At 64.9% G+C, this 16433-nt stretch carries 16 protein-coding genes; 10 read left to right on the top strand and 6 right to left on the bottom strand.

Features of this window, described 5'->3' with window-relative positions:
• Nucleotides 1–24 precede the first annotated feature (24 nt).
• Together grpE and gyrB are read right to left on the bottom strand one after the other, a co-directional pair.
• Nucleotides 25–684: a nucleotide exchange factor GrpE gene (gene grpE / locus GTK01_RS09925; RefSeq protein WP_252925722.1), complete on the bottom strand. Its 660-nt coding sequence runs from the start codon at nt 682–684 to the stop codon at nt 25–27.
• 115 nt (nt 685–799) lie between these two features.
• A complete protein-coding gene (gene gyrB / locus GTK01_RS09920; protein WP_252925721.1) occupies nt 800–3274 on the bottom strand; it encodes a DNA topoisomerase (ATP-hydrolyzing) subunit B in 2475 nt (824 codons plus the stop codon).
• Nucleotides 3275–3550: 276 nt separating this feature from the next.
• Between gyrB and GTK01_RS09915 the strand changes: the two genes are divergently transcribed.
• From GTK01_RS09915 to GTK01_RS09905, 3 genes are all read left to right on the top strand, one after another.
• Nucleotides 3551–5443, top strand: coding sequence for a PAS domain-containing sensor histidine kinase (locus GTK01_RS09915; RefSeq protein ID WP_252925720.1), 1893 nt, complete (start codon nt 3551–3553; stop codon nt 5441–5443).
• A gap of 117 nt (nt 5444–5560) precedes the next feature.
• On the top strand, nt 5561–6952 hold the full coding sequence (locus GTK01_RS09910) for a M20/M25/M40 family metallo-hydrolase (RefSeq protein WP_252925719.1): 1392 nt from the start codon (nt 5561–5563) through the stop codon (nt 6950–6952).
• Nucleotides 6953–6958: 6 nt separating this feature from the next.
• Nucleotides 6959–7576, top strand: coding sequence for a ribonuclease D (locus tag GTK01_RS09905; protein ID WP_252925718.1), 618 nt, complete (start codon nt 6959–6961; stop codon nt 7574–7576).
• A 49-nt stretch (nt 7577–7625) separates the two neighbouring features.
• Here GTK01_RS09905 and GTK01_RS09900 read toward each other — a convergent pair whose 3' ends face one another.
• Nucleotides 7626–8732 carry an acyltransferase family protein gene (locus GTK01_RS09900; protein WP_371924310.1) on the bottom strand — a complete coding sequence of 369 codons (1107 nt, stop codon included), beginning with the start codon at nt 8730–8732 and terminating at the stop codon, nt 7626–7628.
• 204 nt (nt 8733–8936) lie between these two features.
• Nucleotides 8937–9626, bottom strand: coding sequence for a ribulose-phosphate 3-epimerase (gene rpe, locus GTK01_RS09895; RefSeq protein ID WP_252925717.1), 690 nt, complete (start codon nt 9624–9626; stop codon nt 8937–8939).
• A 271-nt stretch (nt 9627–9897) separates the two neighbouring features.
• On the opposite strand from rpe, the gene rpsU reads away from it, so the two are divergent.
• On the top strand, nt 9898–10167 hold the full coding sequence (gene rpsU, locus GTK01_RS09890) for a 30S ribosomal protein S21 (protein ID WP_252925716.1): 270 nt from the start codon (nt 9898–9900) through the stop codon (nt 10165–10167).
• Between the two features lie 64 nt (nt 10168–10231).
• Here rpsU and GTK01_RS09885 read toward each other — a convergent pair whose 3' ends face one another.
• Together GTK01_RS09885 and hrcA are read right to left on the bottom strand one after the other, a co-directional pair.
• Nucleotides 10232–10408 carry a hypothetical protein gene (locus GTK01_RS09885; protein WP_252925715.1) on the bottom strand — a complete coding sequence of 59 codons (177 nt, stop codon included), beginning with the start codon at nt 10406–10408 and terminating at the stop codon, nt 10232–10234.
• A 198-nt stretch (nt 10409–10606) separates the two neighbouring features.
• Nucleotides 10607–11674 carry a heat-inducible transcriptional repressor HrcA gene (hrcA, locus tag GTK01_RS09880; protein ID WP_252925714.1) on the bottom strand — a complete coding sequence of 356 codons (1068 nt, stop codon included), beginning with the start codon at nt 11672–11674 and terminating at the stop codon, nt 10607–10609.
• Between the two features lie 157 nt (nt 11675–11831).
• Here hrcA and rph point away from each other — a divergent pair, with 157 nt between their 5' ends.
• The 6 genes from rph (at nt 11832) to GTK01_RS09850 (ending at nt 16433) form a co-directional block, all read left to right on the top strand.
• The gene (rph, locus tag GTK01_RS09875; RefSeq protein ID WP_252925713.1) at nt 11832–12548 is read left to right on the top strand and encodes a ribonuclease PH; all 717 of its coding nucleotides are present in this window, start codon (nt 11832–11834) and stop codon (nt 12546–12548) included.
• Nucleotides 12549–12552: 4 nt separating this feature from the next.
• The gene (locus GTK01_RS09870; protein ID WP_252925712.1) at nt 12553–12978 is read left to right on the top strand and encodes a VOC family protein; all 426 of its coding nucleotides are present in this window, start codon (nt 12553–12555) and stop codon (nt 12976–12978) included.
• A 2-nt stretch (nt 12979–12980) separates the two neighbouring features.
• Nucleotides 12981–13628, top strand: coding sequence for an RdgB/HAM1 family non-canonical purine NTP pyrophosphatase (gene rdgB, locus GTK01_RS09865; RefSeq protein WP_252925711.1), 648 nt, complete (start codon nt 12981–12983; stop codon nt 13626–13628).
• 213 nt (nt 13629–13841) lie between these two features.
• On the top strand, nt 13842–14993 hold the full coding sequence (gene hemW / locus GTK01_RS09860; protein WP_252925710.1) for a radical SAM family heme chaperone HemW: 1152 nt from the start codon (nt 13842–13844) through the stop codon (nt 14991–14993).
• Between the two features lie 191 nt (nt 14994–15184).
• Nucleotides 15185–16081: a 16S rRNA (cytidine(1402)-2'-O)-methyltransferase gene (rsmI, locus tag GTK01_RS09855; protein ID WP_252925709.1), complete on the top strand. Its 897-nt coding sequence runs from the start codon at nt 15185–15187 to the stop codon at nt 16079–16081.
• Nucleotides 16074–16433 carry a YraN family protein gene (locus tag GTK01_RS09850; protein ID WP_252925708.1) on the top strand — a complete coding sequence of 120 codons (360 nt, stop codon included), beginning with the start codon at nt 16074–16076 and terminating at the stop codon, nt 16431–16433. The genes rsmI and GTK01_RS09850 overlap by 8 nt, the downstream gene beginning before the upstream one ends.

The raw sequence follows: 16433 nt of genomic DNA, 5'->3' as shown, positions 1-16433 counted from the left end.
CTTCTCCCCGTTTCCCGTTTTGCGTCAGGCGTCCTTCTCGGACTGCGGGTTGGGCGGGCCGGGCTCTGCAGGCGCATCGGCGGCTCCCGCCTTGGGGCCGCCCTTCGAGACGCCGACCATGGCCGGGCGCAGCACGCGCTCGCCGATCACGTAGCCGCTTTGAACCACCTGCAGCACCGTATTGTTCGGCACGTCGGGATTGGGGATTTCGAACATTGCCTGGTGGAAGTTCGGATCGAAGCGTTCCCCCTCCGGCGCGAGCCGCTTGACGCCATGGCGTTCGAGTGCCCCGAGCATGTCGCGCTCGGTCATCTCCACGCCCTCGATCAGCGACTTGAAGCCGGCATCGTCCGAGGCTTTCGCCTCGGCCGGGATGGCGTCGAGCGCGCGGCGCATGTTGTCGGAGACCGCCAGCATGTCGCGGGCGAAATTGGCGACCGCGTAGCTCTTGGCGTCGGCCACCTCGCGCTGCGTGCGGCGGCGCAGGTTCTCCATCTCGGCTGCAAGGCGCAGCGCGCGATCCTTCAACTCCTCGTTTTCCTTTGCAAGGCGCATGAACGCCTCGAAATCGGCTTGGTTATCCTGGCCCTCGGCGATGTCCGCGCTGGCCTCGACATTGATGTCGGCCGGCCCGCCGGCATCGGTCTGGTCAGTCGCGCGTTCGTTTTCCGGACGATCGTTCATGGCTGATCCCGTCTTTCCTGCCAAATTCGTAAAGTGCCGCCGATATCGATGTTCGAGGCGCCAAAATCAAGGGGCCGCGCCCGAAAGCACGGCCCCGCATTCATCAATCGTCGCGCTAGATGTCGAGATTCGCGACCGACAGCGCATTGTCCTGGATGAACTCGCGGCGTGGCTCGACCTCGTCGCCCATCAGGCGCGAGAAGAGCGAATCCGCGTCGGTCGCGTCGTTGACCTTGACCTGCAGGAGCGAGCGCGCATTGGGATCGAGCGTCGTTTCCCAGAGCTGGTCGGCGTTCATTTCGCCAAGGCCCTTGTAGCGCTGCAGCGAGATGCCCTTGCGGCCCGTCGCGAAGATCGCGTCGAGGAGCGCCATCGGGCCGGAGATCACGTCCGTCTTGTCGTTGCGGCGCAGGACGGGCTGCTGCATGTAGACCTCCTGCAGCCGCGCCGTGTAGCGGTCGATCGCGCGCGCGTCAGCCGAGCCGATCAGGCCGGCGTCGAGCGTGACGACCTCGCGCACCGAGCGCACGGTGCGCTCGAACACGACGCCGCCAGCGCCCTCGTTCGACGGGTTGACGCGGCCTGCCCAGCCGCGTTCCGTCTCTTCGGAGATCATGTCGAGCCGCTCGGCCACCGTCTGGACGATGCCCGGCACCTGGGCCGGATCGCTCATGCGCTCGGCATTGAGAGCGCCGGCGATCGCCGCCTGCTCGACCACCGCGCGCGAATAGCGGGTGTGGAGGCCCTGGATCAGCGAGCGCACGGCGAGCGCGTCGTTGATGACGGCGCGCAGATCCTGTCCGGCCCGCACCTCGCCGCTCGAAAGCTCCAGCGACGCCTCGTCGAGCCCCTGCCCGATCAGATAATCCTCGAAGGAAGGCTCATCCTTGATGTACTGCACCGACTTGCCGCGCGAGACTTTGTAGAGCGGCGGCTGGGCGATATAGAGGTGCCCGCGCTCGATCAGCTCCGGCATCTGGCGGAAGAAGAACGTCAGGAGCAGCGTGCGGATATGCGCGCCGTCGACGTCGGCGTCGGTCATGATGATGATCTTGTGGTAGCGCAGCTTGTCGGCATTGAACTCGTCCTTGCCGATGCCGGTGCCGAGCGCGGTGATCATCGTGCCGATCATGTCGGAGGAGAGCATCCGGTCGAAGCGCGCGCGTTCCACGTTCAGGATCTTGCCGCGCAGCGGCAAGATCGCCTGGTTCTGGCGCGAGCGCCCGCCTTTTGCCGATCCGCCTGCCGAGTCGCCCTCGACAATGAAGATTTCGGACTTGGCCGGATCGCGCTCCTGGCAGTCGGCGAGCTTGCCGGGCAACGAGGTGATGTCGAGCGCGCCCTTGCGCCGGGTCAGTTCGCGCGCCTTGCGCGCGGCCTCGCGCGCGGCGGCGGCCTCGATGACCTTGCCGACCAGCACCTTGGCTTCGCCGGGATGCTCTTCGTACCAGGTCCCCAATGCCTCGTTGACGAGGCCTTCGACGACCGGCCGGACCTCGGAGGAGACGAGCTTGTCCTTGGTCTGGGAGGAAAATTTCGGGTCCGGCACCTTGACCGAGAGCACGGCCGTCAAACCCTCGCGACAGTCGTCGCCGGTGATCGAGACCTTCTCCTTCTTCGACAGGCCGGAAGCCTCGGCATAGCCGGTGACCTGACGCGTCAGCGCGCCGCGGAAGCCGGCCAGATGCGTGCCGCCGTCACGCTGGGGGATGTTGTTGGTGAAGCAGAGCACATTCTCGTGGTACGAATCGTTCCACCACATCGCCACCTCGACGGTGATGCCGTCGCGCTCGGCCTTGATGGCGATCGGCGCGGGGATCAGCGGCTTCTTGGCCCGGTCGAGATATTTGACGAACTCTTCCAGCCCGCCCGCGTAGAGCAGTTCCTGAACCTTCACGTCGGCATGGCGCTTGTCGGTGAGGACGATGCGCACGCCCGAATTGAGGAAAGCGAGTTCGCGCAGCCGGTGTTCGAGCGTGCTGTAGTCGAACTCGATCATGGTGAAGGTTTCGTCGGACGGGAAGAAGGTGATCTCTGTGCCCGAGCGCCCTTCGTTCGTGCCGGGTTGCCGGTTCTCGACATAGGTCCCGGTCACGGTCAGCGGGCCGTCCGCATTGCCGTGTGTGAACGACATTTCATGAACCTTGCCGTTCCGCCGGATCTTCATCTTCAGCCACGAGGACAGCGCATTGACGACCGAAACGCCAACGCCGTGCAGGCCGCCTGAAACCTTGTAGGAGTTCTGGTCGAACTTACCGCCCGCATGGAGCTGGGTCATGATGACCTCGGCCGCCGAGACCCCCTCGCCCTTGTGGAGATCGGTCGGAATGCCGCGGCCGTTGTCGGTCACGGTCACCGATCCATCGGGGTTCAGCGTCACCTGCACGAGGTCGGCATGACCGGCAAGCGACTCGTCGATCGCGTTGTCGACGACCTCATAGACCATGTGGTGCAGGCCAGATCCGTCATCGGTGTCGCCGATATACATGCCGGGGCGCTTGCGCACCGCGTCCAACCCCTTGAGAACCTTGATGGATTCGGCGCCATATTCGGCCGGGCTGCCGGGCAGGTCTTCGGGCGTGTCGTTCATGAAATTCCGATCTTCGTGGATAATCCCGCTCCGGCATGCAACGGTCAGCCGAATCGTGGGTTCTGATAGGCGGAATATAGGGATTTGAGCCGGATGCTCCAAGCTCACACCGTGGTCAATGCACGGATTATCCGCCCGAATCGGGCATTTTTACAGCCTCGGCCACCCCGCTCGCGCCAATATGCCCGGCTTGGTCTCATTCTTGATTGCGATCCGGGGCGACCGAATTTCAAATAGGCCTTACGTCCTGCCGACAAACACCCCTGCCCGAACCCGATGACCCCAGCCCAAACAGCCCGATCCGAGACCGCAGGCGCCATCAGCGCCGCCCGCCTATTCGAGACGACCGACTGGGCGGCGACCGACATGGGTGCGGCTGCCGGATGGCCGCGCGAACTCCTCGGCGCCGTGTCCATGGTGCTGGAAGCGCCGGTGCCGATGTGCCTTTTGGTCGGCGATGCGGCGTTGATGATCTACAACGATGCCTATTCGGTGCTCGCAGGAGGACGTCATCCCGGCTGTTTCGGGCAGCCGCTGCTCTCGGCATGGCCCGAAGTGGCCGAATTCAACCAGTCGGTGCTGGAGAAGATCCACGCCGGCGGGACGTTGTCCTTTCGCGACCAGCAGCTCGAATTCTTCCGCAACAAGACCCCCGAAACCGTTTTCCTCGACCTGCACTACAGTCCCGTGCGCGACATCGCCGGGCGCGTGATCGCGGTGATTGCGCTGGTCCAGGAGACCACCGGACGGGTCAACGCGCAAAAGGCGCTCGTGCAGAATCTCCAGCAGCTGGAACTGGCGGTCGAGGGAACCGGCTTGGTCGGCTATTGGGACTGGAACGTGGCTGACGACATCGTGACCGCGGATGCCAGCTTCGCCTCGCTCTACAACGTCGATGCCGCGTCGGCCGCAAGCGGCGTGTCCATCGCCCATTTCCTCAAGGCAATCCATCCTGAGGATCGGGATATGCTCGGTGGCCAGATCGACGCGGCGCTCGCCGCGCGCGGCCAGCTGCGCTCCCAATACCGCATCGTGCGTCCGTCCGGCGAAATTGTGTGGCTGTTGGCTCTTGGACGCGTGACGGGTGGCATCGATGGCGAGCCCCTGCACTTGCCGGGCGTCGCCATCGACATCACCGACCAGCAGCGCTCACAGATGGCGCTGGCCGAGTCGGAAGCGAAATTCCGGGCGATTGCGGACACCATGCCGCAAATGGTCTGGTCGACGACGCCTGACGGGCTGCACGACTATTACAACGCGCGCTGGTACGAGTTCACGGGCGCACCTGTCGGCTCGACCGACGGCGAGGGCTGGAACGACATGTTCCATCCCGATGACCAGGAGCGCGCCTGGGAACGATGGTCGCATTCGCTGAAGACCGGGGAGCCCTATGAGATCGAATACCGGCTCCGCCACCATTCGGGCGAGTATCGCTGGACGCTCGGCCGCGCCCTTCCGATCCGCGACGAGGACGACAACATCATCCGCTGGTTCGGCACCTGCACCGATATCCACGAGGCGATGATCGCCGCGGAAGAGCGCGAGGTCATCGCGCAGGAACTGTCGCACCGGATCAAGAACATCTTTTCGGTGCTCGGCTCCATCGTCAGCCTCACCGCACGGTCGCGGCCCGAGGCGCAGGGCTTCGCCGAGGAGCTTCGGGCCCGCATCCTTGCGCTTGGCACCGCGCATGAGTTCGTGCGACCCCGCGCGCTCGAGGGATCCGGCGAAACGTACGCTTCGCTGCATGGCCTCTTGCGTGCGCTCCTCGCCCCCTATGACGATGATGGACGCCACGTTACGATCAGCGGCCCCGACCTGCCGATCGCCGAAGGCGCCGCGACGCCGCTGGCGCTGGTCTTCCACGAACTTGGAACGAATGCGGCCAAGTATGGAGGCCTGTCCGGCGCTGGGAGCCGCGTCGACATCACGACGGCCGCCGTCGGCGAAAACTACCGGGTCACCTGGAAGGAACGCGTCGCGGACGCCGCCTCGGCCTCGCGTGAAGGTCTGGAGGGCGGGTTCGGCTCGCGGCTGATCGAGCTCAGCATTCGGGGCCAGATGGCCGGCACGATCGAACGCGTCTTCGAGCCGGACGGCCTTCGGGTCGAGATCTCGTTCCCCGTCTGGGCGCTGTCACGCGCTGCAAGGCTGCGCCGCGGGGTCTGATGCAAGGGGCCGGTGTCGCGGACCCGTCCGGCATCAAGGCGGCGCTTCCTGTCGCGCATTGCCAGCATCGCGCCAAACCGACTAGGGTCCGGCCCGACTGAATCGAAAGGCCTGCCCATGTCCGATATTTCTCCCGTCCTTTCCCGGCTCGACGCCGAGCTCGACGCCAGCGTCGAGCGTCTCGCGGCCCTCATCAAGATTCCCTCGATCTCCACCGATGATGCCTATGCCGCCGAGTGCCAGCGCGCCGCCGATTGGCTGGTCGCGGACCTGACATCGATCGGTTTCGAGGCATCCGTTCGCCCGACAGCCGGCCGTCCGATGGTCGTCGCCCACCACGCCGGTCCGGCGGGCCGGACATCGCCGCATGTCCTCTTTTACGGCCACTACGATGTCCAGCCGGTCGATCCCCTGGAACTGTGGCACGCCGATCCGTTCGAGGCGAAGGTGGTCGAGCAGGACGGCGTCAAGGTGATTACCGGCCGCGGCTCGGCCGACGACAAGGGTCAGTTGATGACCTTCGTCGAAGCCTGCCGCGCCTACAAGGCCGTGCATGGCGAGCTGCCCTGCGCCGTCACCATACTGTTCGAAGGCGAGGAGGAGTCCGGCTCGCCCTCGCTGAAGCCCTTCCTGGAGGAAAACGCGAAGGAACTGACGGCCGACTTCGCGCTCGTGTGCGACACCGGCATGTGGAACGCCGAGACCCCCGCCATCTCGACCGCGCTGCGCGGCCTCGTCGGCGAGGAGATCACGATCAAGGCGGCAGACCGCGACCTGCACTCGGGGTCATATGGCGGCGCGGCGGCGAACCCGATCCGCATCCTGGCGAAGATCCTTGCCGACATTCATGACGAAACCGGCCGCATCACCATACCCGCCTTCTATGACGGCGTCGAAGAGACGCCGAGCCAGATTCTGGAATCATGGAAGGGACTCGGCGAGACGGCCGAAACCTTCCTTGGGCCCATCGGTCTGTCGGAACCTTCGGGCGAAAAGGGCCGCCACGTTCTCGAACTCGTCTGGACCCGTCCGACCGCCGAGTTCAACGGCATTTCCGGCGGCTATACCGGCAAGGGATTCAAGACGGTGATCGCCGCAGAGGCGTCCGCCAAGGTATCCTTCCGGCTCGTCGGCACCCAGGACCCGGTCGCCATCCGGGCCAATTTCCGCAAGTTCGTCGAGGAGCGGATACCGTCCGATTGCTCGGTCGAGTTTCATCCGCATGGCGGCTCGCCCGCCATCAATCTGGGCTACGACGCGCCGTTTCTCGTCAAGGCGCAGACCGCGCTGACGGAAGAGTGGAACAAGCCGGCCGTCATGATCGCCATGGGCGGGTCGATTCCCATCGTCGGCGACTTCAAGCGCATGCTTGGCATGGAATCGCTGCTCGTGGGCTTCGGCCTCGACGATGACCGCATCCACTCGCCGAACGAAAAATACAATCTCACCTCCTTCGCCAAGGGCCAGCGCTCCTGGGCGCGCATCCTCGACGCACTTTCCAAGGCTTGAAACTCCATGACCGTCCGTTTTCACAAGGGCGACCTGCCCGACCTCGAAAATTATCGCGGCCTCGCCGTCGCCATCGACACCGAGACGCTGGGCCTCAACCCGCATCGCGACCGGCTCTGTGTCGTCCAGCTCTCGCCGGGCGACGGGACGGCCGACGTGGTGCAGATCGCGCCCGGCCAGAAGGATGCGCCCAACATCGTCGCGCTCTTGAACGACCCGCAGAAGACCAAGCTCTTCCACTATGGCCGTTTCGATATCGCGGTTCTCTACCATGCGTTCGGCGCCATGGCAGGGCCGGTCTTCTGCACCAAGATCGCCTCGCGCCTGACGCGAACCTATACGGATCGCCACGGGCTTAAGGACGTGTGCAACGAACTTCTCGGCATCAGCCTGTCCAAGCAGCAGCAATCGTCGGACTGGGGCGCGGCGCAGCTATCGCCCGAACAGCTCGACTATGCCGCCTCCGACGTTCTTTATCTTCACCAGCTGCGCGAAAAGCTTCTGGAGCGCTTGCGCCGCGAGGACCGGATGGCGGAGGCCGAGGCGTGCTTCGCCTTCCTGCCCACCCGCGCCAAGCTCGACCTGATGGGCTGGCCGGAAGAAGACATCTTCGCCCATAGCTAAAACGAAAAGCGAGCCTCACGGCTCGCTTTTTTCCCAGGATGTCGATGACTTACTCCGCCGCGACCATGCGGCCTTCTCCTCCGCGCCGTGCGTCGATGCGCGCCCAGGCGGGCCGCTCGAACAGGAACCGGCCATATCCGGTGAGCTGGACGAGGCCGTAGAGCATGACCGGGCCGAGGATGCCGGCGACGGTGACCAGCGCCGAGATCGTGCCGGTATCGAGCCCGGTCCGGATCAGCAACGCGCGGGAAATCGCCATCGGCAGGAAGAAGGCGAGATAGATCACGATCGAATGCGCGCCGAGCCAGGAGAGCCATCGGCTCCAGCGCCTATCAGCGACGAGCGCGGCGATAGCCACCACCGCCAGCGCGCCGGCAAGGCCGAGCGCCAGCGAGACGAAGGGCAGTTCGGCAAGCCCGTGTGTCGCGCCGGACTGGCCGAGTTCCGCCGTCAGGAGATGCGCGAGATGGGCCGGCGTCGAGGTGAAGACCAGCCAGCCATTGACCGGCGCCCATAGCGCCAGGATCGCCAGCGCCACCACCGGCCGGGCCTGCAGCCAGGCCGCGATGCGAAAGATGTTGGCGGCGAAGGCATAGCCTGCAAAGAAATAGACGAAGCGCGACGCGAACTCGTCGGCCAGCATCCAGCCGGTTTCGATCGGCAGAATCTCGAGCGCTGCCGCGGCGGCGAAGACGAGCACAACAGGCAGATTCTTGACCAGCCGGGTGAGGACGAAGAAGATCGGCAGGATGTAGATGAACCAGAGCGTTCCGAAGGGTTCGACGAAGGCCACCAGATAGTGGTGCAGCGGCGCCGCCGCGCCTTCCTCTATCGCGATTCCCGGCGCTTTGAACGCGAACTGGATGGTCAGCCAGAGCACGTAGAAATAGACGAAATGAACGACCTTGCGGTCGAGATAGCGCATCCAGGGACGGTCAATGACCAGACCGAGGAAGAGGCCGGAAATCAGGAAGAAGTCGGGCATCCGGAACGGCCGGGCAAACTCGACGACATAGTGCAGCCAGCCATGATCGTGCATCGCCTTGCCGACGCCAAGCGTCGAATGCATCATCACGACGAAGATGATGCAGATGCCCTTGGCGGCATCGACCCAGCCGACGCGGTCGGCGAATGGGGCTCGGTTGGCGGTCTGCACGGCGGTCACTCCGAACGATGAGGCTTTGTCCAGAGCAATACGCGGATAAGTTCGCCGATGTGTTAATGGCGGGTTAAAAACCGGCTGAAACCTTAACGAAAGCTGAAGTCTTGCGGTAAAATTTGCCTAAAATTGCTCCAAAAACACCGCCGTTCCGGCCATTTCGCGCTGGAAGTCGGGGCTTTTCGCGACGTGGGGACAAGTTCAGGCGATCAACCCGCGCGCGGCGTCGGAAGCGGTGCGGATCGCCGCGATGTTCTTCGCGTAGCTGTCGACCGAATTGCCCTTGAAGACCGCCGAGCCGGCGACGAGGACATTCGCTCCGGCCTTCGCGACCAGCGGCGCGGTTTCGGGGGTCACGCCGCCGTCGATCTCGATGTCGATCGGGCGGTTGCCGATCATCGCCTTGATGCGGGCGACCTTCTCGACCACCGCGGGGATGAAGGCCTGGCCGCCGAAGCCGGGATTGACGGTCATCAGGAGGACGAGGTCGAGACGGTCGAGAACGTATTCGATGACGTTCTCCGGGGTCGAGGGATTGAGCGAGACGCCGGCCTTCTTGCCGAGGTTCCGGATGGCCTGCAGCGAGCGGTCGAGATGTGGGCCGGCCTCGGCATGGACCGTGATGATATCGCAGCCCGCATCGGCGAAGGCGGCGAGATACTGGTCGGTCGGCGCGATCATCAGGTGGCAGTCGAACACTTTGTCCGTTCTGTTGCGGATCGACTTGATGACCTGCGGACCAAACGTGATGTTGGGCACGAAATGGCCGTCCATGACGTCGAGATGGATCCAGTCGGCGCCCGCCTCCACGATCGCTTCGACCTCGTCGCCGAGCCTGGAGAAGTCGGCCGAGAGGACGGAAGGGGCGATGAGGGTCGGGCTGGTCGTCATGGCTGCAGGATTTTTTCCGAGGCGATTTGCGGTGCGCTTCGCCTAAAGCCTCGAAGCGCCCGAGTCCAGAAGGTGAAGCGATCCGGTTTTGCCTTTTGGCGAAAAGCGCCTATATAGAGGTCATCCCGTCCCTGCTTCGGGCCATTGTCCCGCTACCATGCCGCCTGGCGGCGCAGGGGTGTTCGGTCGGTTCCTTCCGGCAAAATCCGCTTCATCGGCCCGCTCTGGCGGTGTTCGGTGTCATTTCAATTCGAGAAAGGACAGGATCACATTGCAGGTCGTCGTACGTGAAAACAATGTCGAGCAGGCGCTCCGCGCGCTGAAGAAGAAAATGCAGCGCGAGGGCATCTTCCGTGAGATGAAGGCGCGCAGGTCCTACGAGAAGCCGTCGGAAAAGCGCGCCCGCCAGAAGGCGGAAGCCGTGCGCCGCTCGCGCAAGCTCGCCCGCAAGCAGGCGCAGCGCGAAGGCCTGCTGCCGATGAAGAAGAAGCCGGCACGTCCCACGGGCCGCCCGGCTCGCCCCGCGACATCGGCTGCGTAAGCAGCACCCGAACGCAAAAAGGCGGCCCATGGGCCGCCTTTTTTGTTGCCACGACGCCGTTGCGTCAGTGCCGATAGGTGCGCGGGCCGCGCTCGGTCTCTTCCAGCCGCTCCAGCAAGGAGCGCAGGTTGTCGGGTAGCGACTGCTCGGTGCGCAGACCCGGGATCCGGTTGAGAAACCGGCGATTCGTATCCGACCCCAGTTCCCTGGTGATCAGGTTGGATATCTCTGCCTCTCGCATCTCTGTCCGCTTCCTTGCACACATGACTCAAAACCTCGCTTGCATGGGAAGAACCGACGTCGGGGCAGGTTGTTCCGGAAATCCGGGCCATTCGCCGCGAAACAAACAATTGTAGTAAAATTGTACTTAACTCTTTCTGAATCGATCCAGCGCTGCGGGAAGCAACCCGTTACGGTGCGGATGCGACGACTTTCGCCCTCAGCCCAGCATCCGCCCGATGATCTGCGCGGTATAGTCGACCATGGGCACGATGCGGGCATAGTTCAGCCGGGTCGGCCCGATGACGCCGAGTGCGCCAATGACCCGCGCGTCCTTGTCGCGATAAGGAGCGACGACGAGCGAGGAACCGGAGAGCGAGAAGAGCTTATTCTCCGAGCCGATGAAGATGCGCACGCCCGGGCCCTCCTCGGCCAGGTCGAGGAGCTGCAGCATTCCGTCCTTGGTCTCCAGGTCCTCGAAGAGGTGGCGCAGGAGCTCGAGATCGGCCTGCGCGGTGACGTTCTCCAGAAGGTTGGCGTGGCCGCGCACGATGAGCCGCGCCTGAAGCCCCGACCCCTCGCCGGCCCATACCGCCAGCCCGCGCTCCACGAGCCCCTGCGACAGCGTGTCGAGGGCGGTGCGCGTTTCATCTTTCAGTCGCGCGATATCGGCTTTCGCTTCGGCCAATGTGCGCCCACGGATATGGGCGTTGAGAAAGTTCGACGCCTCGACGAGCTGAGAAGAGGTGACCCCGGCTGGCAGGTCGACCACGCGGTTCTCGACGTCGCCATTCTGGCTGACCATCACGGCGAGCGCCTTTTCCGGCTCCAGCCGTATGAACTCGATGTGTTTCAGCGGCACTTCGCTCTTGGCGGTCATGACAAGGCCGGCGCCGCGAGAAAGGCCCGACAGCATCTGGCTGGCATCGGTGAGGATGTGTTCCAGAGTCTGGCCGGAGCCGGACGCACGCACCTGCGCCTCGATCTGCCGACGCTCTTCGACGGTCAGGTCGCCCAGTTCCATGAAGGCATCGACGAAGAAGCGCAGGCCGGCCTGTGTCGGCAGGCGCCCGGCCGATACGTGCGGCGAATAGATCAGACCAAGATGCTCGAGGTCGGACATGACGTTGCGCACCGTGGCCGGCGAGAGCGACCCGGGCAGAAGGCGCGTCAGATTGCGCGAGCCGAGCGGCTCGCCCTCGCGCATGTAGTTGTCAACGATCAGCCGAAAAATTTCGCGTGAGCGGGCGTCGAGATTGGTCAGCGTCAGGTCGTTCACCTTGTGCATGGCATCGCGGTCTTCAGACTCGTCATGCCTGCGAATATAGGCATTCCAGGCGGGTGCGGAACTGGTCTTGCGCGCAACGAGGCCGGTTTTCCTTTGCCTCGCCATCTTGAGGGCGTTAGACGGGGCAAACCCAACCGAACGAAAAGAGTCCTGACCAATGCGGCCATCCAAGCGCCAGCCCGACGAAATGCGGGCGATCTCCTTCGAATGCGGCGTCTCCAAGCATGCGGAGGGCTCGTGCCTCGTCAAGTGCGGCGACACGCATGTCCTGTGCACGGCGAGCCTCGAGGAGCGCGTGCCGGCCTGGCTGCGCAATTCGGGCAAGGGCTGGGTGACGGCCGAATACGGCATGCTGCCGCGCGCGACGGGCGACCGGATGCGCCGCGAGGCGTCTACCGGCAAGCAGGGCGGCCGCACGCTCGAAATCCAGCGCCTGATCGGGCGGAGCCTGCGAGCTGTCGTCGACCTGCAGGCGCTGGGCGAGGTGCAGATCACCGTCGATTGCGACGTCATCCAGGCGGACGGCGGCACCCGCACGGCGGCGATCACCGGCGGTTTCGTCGCGCTGCACGAGTGCCTGCGCTGGATGGAAGCGCGCCAGATGGTGCAGGTGTCCAAGGTCCTGAAAGACCACGTGGCGGCGATCTCCTGCGGCATCCATGACGGCTCGCCGGTCATCGACCTGGACTATCTTGAAGATTCGTCGGCCGGGACGGATGCGAATTTCGTCATGACCGGACGGGGCGGGATCGTCGAAATCCAGGGCACGGCAGAGGGCGAGCCTTTCTCCGAGGAGGAATTCGCGCAATTGCTGGGACTGGCCAAGAAGGGGATTGCAAGGCTGGTGGACCTGCAGAAAATGGCAATGGGGTAGGATAGTGACGGCGATCCTCGAATCCGCGCTCTATGTCGACGACCTGGACGCCGCCGAAGCGTTCTACCGCGACGTGATGGGGCTCGAGCGAATTGCCAGGGTCGAGGGTCGCCATGTCTTCTTTCGTTGCGGCCACGGCGTGCTTCTGCTGTTCGACCCCGCGCAAACCGTGAAGCCGCCGGCGCCCGATGCCAGACTTCCCGTTCCGCCGCATGGTGCGACTGGGCAGGGGCACCTGTGTTTCGCCGGGACCGAGGACGAGATCGAGCGCTGGAAAGCGCAACTGGAAAGCCGGGGCGTCGCCATCGAGGCCGATTTTCGCTGGCCGTCATCGAAACCCGACGAGCCGTCAGGCGGCCGGTCGATCTATTTTCGTGATCCAGCGGGAAACTCGCTCGAGATCGCCAACCCGAAGATCTGGGGACTCTAAGAATGCGCACATTGGACGACCGCAAGATCGTGGTGGCGAGCCACAACAAGGGCAAGCTGGCCGAGATCGCCGACCTGATCGCTCCCTTCGGTTTCGAAGCAAAGTCGGCGGCTGAATACGGCCTGCCCGAGCCCGAGGAAACCGGCACAACCTTCGAGGAGAACGCCTATATCAAGGCGCATGCGGCGGCGAGCGCCACCGGCCTGCCGGCGCTGTCGGACGATTCCGGCCTGATGGTGGATGCGCTGGGCGGCGATCCGGGCGTCTATACGGCAAACTGGGCGGAACTTGCCGACGGCACGCGCGATTTCCAGGTGGCGATGGAGCGGACCCAAAAGCTGCTCGACCAGAAGAGCGCCCACACGCCCCAGGATCGGCAGGGCAAGTTCGTCTCCGTCATCTGTGTTGCCTGGCCGGACGGCCATGCGGAATATTTCCGCGGCGAGGCGCAAGGTACGCTCGTCTGGCCGCCACGCGGCACGCGTGGCTTCGGCTACGACCCGATGTTCCAGCCTGCCGGTCACGAGCGGACCTTCGGCGAGATGAGCGCCGAGGAAAAGCACGGCTGGAAGCCGGGGCAGGACGAAGCGCTGTCGCATCGCGCGCGGGCGTTCCAGGCCTTTGCGCGCGAGATGCTGGGGGCGGGGTGAGTTGGGTATCGCCGGTTTTTCTGAAGTGACCCCCACCCTTTTCAGGGCGAGCCGCGGGTCTCGCCCGTCCTTCGGACCCCCACACAGGGGAGGGAGGACGTCGGCGTTGCGCCTTCTTTTCGGTGCCGGGTCAAGCTTTGGCGGGGAGTCGATATCCCCTCCCCCTTGTGGGGAGGGTAAGGGTGGGGGTGTGCAACGCTCGGGAGGTCTTCGATGACCGACGATCCGGGCTTCGGCATCTACATCCATTGGCCGTTCTGCGCGGCCAAGTGCCCCTATTGCGACTTCAACAGCCATGTCCGCCACCAGCCGGTCGACCAGGCGCGGTTTGCCGCCGCCTTCGACCGCGAGATGGCGACGATGCGAGCGCGCACGGGGACGCGCAAAGTCGATTCGATTTTCCTGGGCGGCGGCACGCCGTCCTTGATGGAGCCGGAGACGGTGGGCGCCGTGCTGGAGAGCGTCGCGCGGCACTGGAGCGTGCCGGACGGGGTCGAGATCACGCTGGAAGCCAACCCGTCATCGGTGGAAGCGGCGCGGTTTCGCGGCTACCGCGCGGCAGGCGTCAATCGCGTATCGCTCGGCGTCCAGGCGCTGAACGATGCCGATCTGCGGTTCCTGGGCCGGTTGCACGATGTCGACGGCGCGCTGCACGCGATCGGGCTGGCACGCGAAATCTTCCCTCGGCTCTCCTTCGACCTGATCTATGCAAGGCCGCGCCAGACACTGGAGGAATGGGCGGCCGAACTCGACCGGGCGATCGGCTATGCGGCGGACCACATGTCGCTTTACCAGCTCACCATCGAGGACGGGACGCGCTTCAAGCTTCTGCATGAGGCCGGCAAGTTCGAGATGCCGGAACCGGACCACGCGGCCGATCTCTACGCACTGACGCAGGAGGTGACCGCAGCGCGCGGTCTGCCGGCCTATGAGATTTCCAACCATGCGCGGCCGGGCGCGGAAAGCCGGCACAATCTGATCTACTGGCACTATGGCGAATATGTCGGCATCGGGCCGGGGGCGCATGGGCGCTTCGTGGAAAATGGCGAGCGGATCGTGACGTTCACCGAAAAGATGCCGGAAGCATGGCTCGAGCGGGTCGAGGCGCATGGCCACGGCATCACCGGAGGCGAGCGCCTGACGCGTGAGGAAGAAGCTGACGAATTCCTGCTGATGGGACTGCGGCTTGCCGAAGGGATCGACCTGGCGCGCTACGAATCGTTGTCCGGGCGATCCTTGTCGTCGAAGCGGATCGCGGTGCTCCAGGAAGAACGCCTCGTCGCGCCGGTCGGCAATTCACGGCTGCGCGCGACGGCGGACGGCATGATCGTGCTCGACGCGGTCGTCGCGGATCTGGCGCGCTGATTGTCGTTTCGCGCGGGCTTGCCGGCGTAATAGGATTCGAAACTATCCTGGATGGTCAGGGGCATGGGCTGGAACCTCCTCGTTTTGCCTTCGAACCGGGCAGATGCCCAAATTGTTCCCAACACGGCGATTTTCGGGCGCCTTGCGGGATGTCGGCGACGGTGTGAGATAAGCGGCGAGAGAGGGCGGCGATGGCGGAAGGCGAGCGGATCTACATGGTGGGCCAGACGCAGATGCGCGCGGCCGCGCTCGAACCCGCGCTCTATCTGGTGGCGACGCCGATCGGCAACCTTTCCGACATCACGCTGCGGGCACTGGAATCGCTGGCGGGCGCGGATATCCTCGCCTGCGAGGACACGCGGGTGACGCGCATCCTGCTCGAGCGCTACGGCATCAGGCGCAGGCTGATGGCCTATCACGAGCACAATGCAGCTGAGGCCGGTCCGAAGCTGATCACAGCGCTGAACGAAGGCCGATCGGTTGCGCTGTGCTCAGACGCGGGCACGCCGCTCGTCTCGGACCCCGGCTTCCGCCTGGTCGGCGAGGCGGTGGAGGCCGGGCATCGCGTGGTGCCGATTCCCGGCGCGTCGTCGACGCTGGCAGCGCTCTCGATCGCGGGACTGCCATCGGATGCGTTCTTCTTCGCCGGCTTCCTGCCGGTCAAGGACAGGCAGCGGCGCTCGCGGCTCCAGGACGTCGCGCGCATTCCCGGCACGCTGATCTTCTTCGAGTCCCCGCGCCGTCTGGCGGCGAGCCTCAATGCCATGCTGGACGTGCTGGGAGACCGGCCGGCGGCCGTTGCGCGCGAGCTCACGAAGACCTTCGAGGAAGCGCGGCGCGGGACGCTCGCCGAACTTGCGGCGCATTATGCAAAGGCGGATACGCCGAAAGGGGAAATCGTCGTCTGCGTCGGGCCGCCGTTGGCGGAAGCCGCGGCTGAGGGGGTGGATGTCGATCGTCTGCTGCTCGACCTTGCGCGCGACATGCCCGCATCCAAGGCGGCCGGCGAAGCGGCGAAGATGACAGGGCAGTCGAAGCAGGATCTCTTCCGCCGGCTGGTGGCGTTGCGGGACGGGAAGGATGGATAGGCTCAAGGCCTACAGGCACGGCAACCGGTCCGAATGGCTGGCGGCTGTCGCGCTGCGGCTGAAGGGCTACCGGATCGTGGCGCGGAACTTTCGCACGAAGGCCGGCGAGATCGACATCGTCGCCCGGCGCGGCGATCTCATCGCGATCGTCGAGGTGAAGGCGCGGCGCGATCTGGCAACCGCGATGGAAGCGGTCGGAAGCGTCGCACAGCGGCGGATCGAGGCGGCGGCGGATCACTGGCTCTCGCGCCAGCCCGACTACGCGCGGCTGTCGGTTCGGTTCGACCTCGTCGCCGTCCTGCCGCGGCGCTGGCCGGTGCATGTGGAGAACCTGTTCCAGGGACGAGCGTAG

This window comes from Aliihoeflea sp. 40Bstr573 (assembly GCF_024105655.1).
In the GTDB taxonomy this organism is placed as follows: Bacteria; Pseudomonadota; Alphaproteobacteria; order Rhizobiales; family Rhizobiaceae; genus Aliihoeflea.
This window is presented reverse-complemented; position numbering and strand designations above follow the sequence as displayed.

What these genes read in the sequence shown, in the direction of transcription:
- grpE (WP_252925722.1), bottom strand. Translation starts at nt 684, where the DNA reads ATGAACGATCGTCCGGAAAACGAACGCGCGACTGACCAGACCGATGCC.
- gyrB (WP_252925721.1), bottom strand. Translation starts at nt 3,274, where the DNA reads ATGAACGACACGCCCGAAGACCTGCCCGGCAGCCCGGCCGAATATGGC.
- GTK01_RS09915 (WP_252925720.1), top strand. Translation starts at nt 3,551, where the DNA reads ATGACCCCAGCCCAAACAGCCCGATCCGAGACCGCAGGCGCCATCAGC.
- GTK01_RS09910 (WP_252925719.1), top strand. Translation starts at nt 5,561, where the DNA reads ATGTCCGATATTTCTCCCGTCCTTTCCCGGCTCGACGCCGAGCTCGAC.
- GTK01_RS09905 (WP_252925718.1), top strand. Translation starts at nt 6,959, where the DNA reads ATGACCGTCCGTTTTCACAAGGGCGACCTGCCCGACCTCGAAAATTAT.
- rpe (WP_252925717.1), bottom strand. Translation starts at nt 9,626, where the DNA reads ATGACGACCAGCCCGACCCTCATCGCCCCTTCCGTCCTCTCGGCCGAC.
- GTK01_RS09885 (WP_252925715.1), bottom strand. Translation starts at nt 10,408, where the DNA reads ATGCGAGAGGCAGAGATATCCAACCTGATCACCAGGGAACTGGGGTCG.
- hrcA (WP_252925714.1), bottom strand. Translation starts at nt 11,674, where the DNA reads ATGCACAAGGTGAACGACCTGACGCTGACCAATCTCGACGCCCGCTCA.
- rph (WP_252925713.1), top strand. Translation starts at nt 11,832, where the DNA reads ATGCGGCCATCCAAGCGCCAGCCCGACGAAATGCGGGCGATCTCCTTC.
- rdgB (WP_252925711.1), top strand. Translation starts at nt 12,981, where the DNA reads ATGCGCACATTGGACGACCGCAAGATCGTGGTGGCGAGCCACAACAAG.
- hemW (WP_252925710.1), top strand. Translation starts at nt 13,842, where the DNA reads ATGACCGACGATCCGGGCTTCGGCATCTACATCCATTGGCCGTTCTGC.
- rsmI (WP_252925709.1), top strand. Translation starts at nt 15,185, where the DNA reads ATGGCGGAAGGCGAGCGGATCTACATGGTGGGCCAGACGCAGATGCGC.
- GTK01_RS09850 (WP_252925708.1), top strand. Translation starts at nt 16,074, where the DNA reads ATGGATAGGCTCAAGGCCTACAGGCACGGCAACCGGTCCGAATGGCTG.